This is a genomic window from Bacteroidota bacterium (assembly GCA_018692315.1).
In the GTDB taxonomy this organism is placed as follows: Bacteria; Bacteroidota; Bacteroidia; order Bacteroidales; family JABHKC01; genus JABHKC01.
This window is the reverse complement of sequence record JABHKC010000016.1, coordinates 55,541-62,334: the sequence shown is the minus strand read 5'-3', so window position 1 is coordinate 62,334 and position 6,794 is coordinate 55,541. Positions and strand designations below refer to the sequence as shown.

At 31.9% G+C, this 6,794-nt stretch carries 7 protein-coding genes; 4 read left to right on the top strand and 3 right to left on the bottom strand.

All coding sequences use genetic code 11. The annotated features are described in order from the left end of the window. Positions 1–291: 291 nt before the first annotated feature. Together HN894_01160 and HN894_01155 are read left to right on the top strand one after the other, a co-directional pair. Positions 292–1,308: a hypothetical protein gene (locus HN894_01160; protein ID MBT7141915.1), complete on the top strand. Its 1,017-nt coding sequence runs from the start codon at positions 292–294 to the stop codon at positions 1,306–1,308. A gap of 15 nt (positions 1,309–1,323) precedes the next feature. Beyond that, positions 1,324–1,716 carry a hypothetical protein gene (locus HN894_01155; protein ID MBT7141914.1) on the top strand — a complete coding sequence of 131 codons (393 nt, stop codon included), beginning with the start codon at positions 1,324–1,326 and terminating at the stop codon, positions 1,714–1,716. Positions 1,717–1,731: 15 nt separating this feature from the next. Here HN894_01155 and HN894_01150 read toward each other — a convergent pair whose 3' ends face one another. The 3 genes from HN894_01150 to HN894_01140 are packed head-to-tail and all read right to left on the bottom strand — an operon-like array spanning position 1,732 to position 4,344. Then, positions 1,732–2,493, bottom strand: a complete 762-nt coding sequence (locus tag HN894_01150) for a uroporphyrinogen-III synthase (protein ID MBT7141913.1) — start codon at positions 2,491–2,493, stop codon at positions 1,732–1,734. Positions 2,494–2,525: 32 nt separating this feature from the next. After that, on the bottom strand, positions 2,526–3,593 hold the full coding sequence (locus tag HN894_01145; GenBank protein ID MBT7141912.1) for a DUF4271 domain-containing protein: 1,068 nt from the start codon (positions 3,591–3,593) through the stop codon (positions 2,526–2,528). A gap of 55 nt (positions 3,594–3,648) precedes the next feature. Continuing rightward, entirely contained in the window at positions 3,649–4,344 is a 696-nt protein-coding gene (locus HN894_01140) for a response regulator transcription factor (protein MBT7141911.1), read from the bottom strand. Positions 4,345–4,513: 169 nt separating this feature from the next. On the opposite strand from HN894_01140, the gene kbl reads away from it, so the two are divergent. Next, on the top strand, positions 4,514–5,713 hold the full coding sequence (gene kbl, locus HN894_01135) for a glycine C-acetyltransferase (protein MBT7141910.1): 1,200 nt from the start codon (positions 4,514–4,516) through the stop codon (positions 5,711–5,713). An 87-nt stretch (positions 5,714–5,800) separates the two neighbouring features. Then, entirely contained in the window at positions 5,801–6,769 is a 969-nt protein-coding gene (locus HN894_01130) for a YitT family protein (protein MBT7141909.1), read from the top strand. Positions 6,770–6,794 lie beyond the last annotated feature (25 nt).

Below are 6,794 nucleotides of genomic sequence, written 5' to 3'. Positions count from 1 at the left end.
GAGCTTGCTTCCGTTTAACTTGATAATACAAAGATAAAACACTGCTACATAAATCGTTTTTTTAGCTAAAAAAAACAGCCTCCTTTTTGTCCACTTGAAAAATATCAAGGTCAAACAGCCTCCTTTTTGTCTATTACACCCTAATTTCTAAAGATGAAATTGGAAACCTATGAAATATAAGCTCATAGGTTTTTTCATTTTAAAAAATTGTCTTCTTCAAAAACGCAACCTCAAAACATGAAAATTCATCTTTGAATTTTAAATTTGGAACATCAAATCAAATTGAAATTCATGAAAAAAATAGCCCTCTTAATTACACTTTCCTACATAATTATAAACTCTTCCTTTTCTCAAGAAAAGATTTATATGCCTTATGTCGAAATCATTAATCTTCATAAGGATTACCAATACACGGTAGCTAAACTATTTAAAACCTATGTTAATACTTATGGTAAATACGAAATTATTTTACCAGAAAAAATAGATTCATCAATATTTAAGGAGAGTTTTGAAGAATCTCAGCAAAATGCAAAATATCAGAATGCAGCATTTTTCATCATTGCCGAACTCAATCGAATTGGAGAAACAGTAATTATCTCATTTGCAATGTATAATGTGCAATATGGAACACAAGTTTGGAGTAGTTTCTTGAAAGCAAATTCGCCAGACGATCTTGATCCTGTAATTCAAAAATTTGCCAAAAACATTGGTTCCGAATCAAATCATAGAGATGAGGGCAATATTTACAGTGTTTCCGATTACGATTCTCAAGAGTTGAAAAAAATTCAAGCAAATTATTCTTTTGGTTTATCGCTTGGTGGGAGTGTGCCATTTGTAGATGTAAATGACAATACTGGTGCTGGCTTTGGTCTATTGGCTTCTTACGACAACAGAGATATTATTTTCGATATTTCGGGAAGCGTATATTTTAGTGCCATAGATATATATTACTTGAAAATTAGTGCAAAATATCCATTTTTCGCTAAAGCAAATACACCATATATTGGTGGAGGGCTCGGATTTGCGGGTATAACTAATACAAGAAAATATGAGGATATTAGCTACGATTATTCTTATCAATCAAAATATTCGAAAACCGGTGGAGGACTAATGCTTTTTACAGGGGCTGGATATATTTTTAAACGAAATTCGAATGTGCAGCTACAGCTTGGAGGAAACTTGTTTTACTTAATTTTTGATGTGGACAATATTTCACAAATGTCTTCAAATAATAATCAACCGGAAATTCCTGATTTAAACCATCCTTTTGGTATTTTATTTAATATTTCATTGATGTACAGCTTTTGATTTAAACGACAGAATATGAAATCGATATTATACAAGATAGTTTACTTTTTCACAATAGCAGTTTTATTTTCGAGCTGTGGAACAACCAAAATTATTGCTGACAACAATGAGGTTGATATTTATATTGATGGTTCAAAAAAAGGAAAAGGAAGCGTTGAGATACGCAGAATGGGAGTTCCCAAAAAAATTGATGTTGTAGCAAAATTTAGAACTAAAGAAGTTGGAACTTTGCAGTTGAAACGCAAGTTCGACTTTGTAACTTTCCTTACAGGATATTTTTCTTACGGAATGGGTTTTATTTTTGGTTGGCGATTTCCTGAAATGGTTACAATTCCAACAAAATCAATTGATGAAACAAAAAAAACTAAGAGTATTTGGGATGAACCTCCCGGAAGCGGAAATTGGTAATTGCAGAAAAATTCCTTACTTTTTCTTTCCTACTGCTTTATTATGTTTTTTAATATAATTTTCCAATGCACCCGTCATTGAAGGAGATTGCGGATTTGGTGCTTGAATATCTAACCTTAAACCATTTGTTTTAACGGCTTTAGCCGTTGTTGGACCAAAAGCAGCAATCTTGGTTTCGCTTTGAACAAAATCCGTAAAATTCTGGAACAATGATGCAATTCCCGAAGGGCTATAAAATACTAAGATATCGTAATAAACATCCTTTAAATCAGACAAATCGCTAATTACTGTTTTATATAAAATTGCTTTTGTGAATTTGAATTTTTTCTTTTTTAGCTTATCAGGAATTTCTTGCTTGTGAATATCAGATAATGGAACTAAAAATTTTTCAGTTTTATATTTTGCAAGAACTTCAAGCAAATCAGAGAATTTGCTTTTGCCGTAAAATATTTTTCGTTTCCGATATACAATATATTTTTGAAGATAAAATGCAGTCGATTCAGAAATACAGAAATATTTCATATCATCGGGCACATTAATTCTCATTGCCTCACAAATTCTAAAAAAATGATCAATGGCTGTTCTACTTGTAAAAATTACAGCAGTGTGCTCAAGTATATCAATTCTGCTTTTTCTAAATTCCTTTATTGAAATTCCTTCAATATGAATAAATGGGCGGAAATCAATTTTTAGTTTCAACTTTTCGGCAAGTTCAAAATATGGAGATTTGTCCGATTCAGGTTTTGGCTGAGAAACTAATACTGTTTTTATTTTCAAAACTTAACGACTTTAAATTAATTCCAATTCGCTTATAATAAAGCATTTAAATACTTTAAAATGATAAGCAAAGGCAAAATTTCAAGGGTGCAAAGGTACAAAATCATATATGAGAAATAAAAATGTTTTTTTACAAATATTTTTAAACCTCTAAAAATATGAAGTATATAGAAAATTATCATCAAAGCTATACCTATGTAAACTAAGTATTTGGAGAACAATTCCGGCATAAATGGAATTGAAATAATTATTGGATATAAAAAAATTGCAAACGATTTATTGAAAATAAAATCGTTGAAAAGAAATTCTGAAAATTGGTTTTTAGATTTAAATAAATATCCTAAAAGCTTGTATATAAATACTTTAAAAATATCAAAAATGCTAATAATGCCGCACAATGTCAAAAACAATAAAAAATTGTTCGCAAAAGGAGAAAAATCGTAATAATTGAAAAGTAGTGTTAGAAATAATCCGAAATTAATTATGTAAATTAAATATAAAACGCTTGATATTTTTGTCGTCAAACTGCTTTTTTCATGATACAATTTGTAGGCCGTTTGATACTCGAAACCCGATAAAATTATCCTCGAAATGAACTTCTTATAAAAAACCTTTATCCAGGCTAAAACAACAAACGAAACTAAAATTACCCCAATTATCCAGTCGTTTGAAGATTCGAAATCTTGCTTCTTGAAAAGTTTTGATAGTAAATTTTGGGAATCTATAGGAATTTCAGAATTGCTCTCAGTCCGATTTTTAAGCATTGAAACTGAATCTTCAGGAACTTGATCTGATAAATCCAAAGTTTGATTTTTCTGAGTAAAAGAATCAAAATTTTGAATAGAGTAAAAATCTTGGAATGAGTATGTTTTCTGATTTATAGTTTCCAATTCTTCAGGCTGAATTGATTTCTCCGATACAGGAAATTGAGTTTGAGACTTAGAATTATTACCATTTTTGAAACTATCTAAAACAAGGTCAGGTGCAATGGAATCTACTTCCAAAATAGTTTCTGCCTCAAAAATATTACCGCTAAAATCAAATACACCTGAATCAATTCGCATGAAATTGCTGGAATTAGTATCTTGTTGTTGTAGCATTTTGAAACTGATAATTTTTGGAAGTATGTATATTTTAATAAATGAATTGAAGTATTTATTTATGTACTAACAATTTATACCCTTCTCCATGAATATTAATAATTTCAATTGAAGGATCTTGCTTCAAATGCTTTCGCAGTTTGGTGATATATACATCCATACTTCTGGCATTAAAATATGTATCATCTTTCCATATTGTTTGCAAAGCATAATTTCTTTCAAGAATCTCATTAGTTTTGCTACACAGCAATTTAAGCAGTCCGGATTCTTTAGTGGTGAGTTTGCTTGTTTCGCCATCTATCGTCAATTGTCGAATATTTGAGTCGAAAGTGAATTTCCCAATCTGAAAAACATTATTATTCGATTCAGGTTCCGATTTTTCAACTCTCTTCAGAAGTGCCTGAATTCTAACTAAAAGTTCTTCCATATTGAAAGGTTTTTTAATATAATCGTCTGCTCCCACACTAAAACCTTTTAAGACATCCTCTTTAAGAGATTTCGCTGTTAAAAAAATTATAGGAATTTGACTATTTACCGAACGAATGTCATTTGATAGACTATATCCGTCTTTCTTTGGCATCATCACGTCAAGTACGCAAATATCGTAGTGATTTTTCATAAAGGCTTTATATCCTTTTTCTCCATCGGTAAAAAGTTCTGTTAGGAATCCTTTGGCTTTCAAATAATCACATAACAGAGAACCCAAATTTTCATCGTCTTCAACTAATAAAACCCTAATGTTTTCTCTCATCACTGCATTTTTTTGTACAAAATTAAAAATTTCAAAATTACTCAATTTGAAACAAATAGTTAAAACTTTTATTTCCGGCATTTCAAATTATATATTCATTAAAACATTATTATCAAACATTTTATTTTCAATTTGCTTACTTTTGCAAAAAAAGTTAAACAGTAATAATATGTACGGAAAATTTAAAAATTACCTTCAGCAAGAGCTTGAAAACATTAAGGAAGACGGCTTATATAAAAATGAAAGAATCCTGACAACTCCTCAGGGAGTTCAAATAAAAACAGTGAAAGGACTTGATGTTCTGAATTTTTGTTCAAACAATTATTTGGGACTTTCTTCGGAACCCAGAGTGATGGCTGCCGCAAATTACAACTTTTTCAAATTCGGATTTGGAATGGCCTCTGTTCGATTTATTTGCGGAACTCAAGAAGTTCATAAAGAGCTCGAAAACAAATTGACTGAATTTTTGGGCACAGAAGACACTATCCTTTATTCATCGGCATTCGATGCCAACGGTGGAGTTTTTGAACCATTATTAGACGAAAAATCTGCAATCATTTCAGACGAGCTCAACCATGCTTCAATAATTGATGGCATTCGACTTTGTAAAGCTCAACGATTCAGATACAAAAACAATGATATGTCTGATCTTGAAGCAAAACTTAAGGAGGCAAAAGATTGTCGCTTCAAAATGATAGTTACCGATGGCGTTTTTTCGATGGATGGAATTATTGCTTCTATTGACCAGATTTGCGATTTGGCAGATAAATATGAAGCTTTAGTTTTGGTTGACGATTCGCATGCAAGCGGATTTGTTGGCAAAACCGGTCGAGGAAGTGCAGAATTTTGCAATTCGATGGGACGAGTTGATATCATAACCACCACTTTTGGAAAAGCTCTTGGAGGTGCTTCAGGAGGTTGCGTTTCCGGGAAAAAGGAAATAATCGACTTTTTGCGACAACGCTCACGACCATATTTATTTTCAAACTCTTTAGCACCTGCAATTGCCGGGGCAACTGTCGAAGTTCTGAATATTCTGAACGAAACTACGGCACTGCGCGACAAACTCGCTGAAAACACAAAGCTTTTCAGACAAGGAATGGAAAATGCCGGATTCACAATTGTTCCGGGAACACATCCAATTACACCAATTTTGTTTGGGCATCTGCCAAACGATGCCAGACTTTCGCAAGAATTTGCCGACGAACTTTTAGAAGAAGGAATCTATGTAATTGGATTTTATTATCCTATAGTTCCGAAAGGAAAATCGCGAATTAGAGTTCAAATTACTGCTGCTCATTCGACAGAAAATATTGAATTTGCTATTGAAAAATTCAAAAAAGTTGGAAAAAAATTAGGAGCAATCTAATTAGTTTTGTTGATTTCGAAATCAGAATTTAGGGTTTATAAAAAAGAAGAAATTTCAAAAATTTAAAGAATTTATAAAACACACAATATGAACCCAATATATTATTATATAATTGTTGAAACTGTTAAACGCCGGCTTAAAAAACAAAAAGACAAGCTGTCGCCAAAGCAGTATCAGGAAAAAATAAATGTTGCAAAAGTCGAATTCACTCATATAATACATGATATTTTTTTTGCAGTTTTGGGTGTTCTATCTGCTGGCTTTGGGCTAAAAGGATTTTTGCTTCCAAATTTGTTTATCGATGGAGGAGTTATGGGAATTTCGCTGATAATAGCTGAATTGACTGAAATTCCATTGTCGCTACTAATTGTTGCAATTAATCTTCCTTTTTTGTTTTTGGCCTTTTCCACAATTTCTAAACAATTTGCTTTTAAGAGTATAATTGCAATTATTTTGCTTGCTCTTACAGTTCATTTTGTGCCATTTCCCATAGTAACTAATGACAAATTGTTGATTGCCGTTTTCGGTGGATTTTTTCTCGGTGCCGGAATTGGTTTGGCAATCCGTGGAGGTGCGGTTATCGATGGTACCGAAATTCTTGCGGTTTTTGTAAGCAGAAAAACATCTATGACAATCGGCGATGTTATTATGCTTTTCAATGTTGTAATTTTTGGATTTGCGGCTTATGTCTTTTCTGTTGAAATTTCATTATATGCAATGCTTACTTATCTTGCCGCATCTAAAACTGTCGATTTTGTTGTTTCCGGTATCGAAGAATTTCTTGGTGTAACAATTATTTCGGAAAAAAGCGAAGAAATTAGAGTTGCAATAATTGAAAAATTAGGAATGGGTTGCACAATTTATAATGGGAAAAGAGGAAATACCATGAATGGTGATAATTTGGAGGAAACACAGATTATTTATACCTTGATAACCAGGCTTGAAGTTGCAAAACTACAAACAGAAATCGACAAAATTGACAAAGACGCTTTTGTGGTAATGCACAGCATAAAAGATGCAAAAGGTGGGATGATTAAGAAGAAGGCTATTAAGTAGTTATGAGTTAATGAATTATGAATTA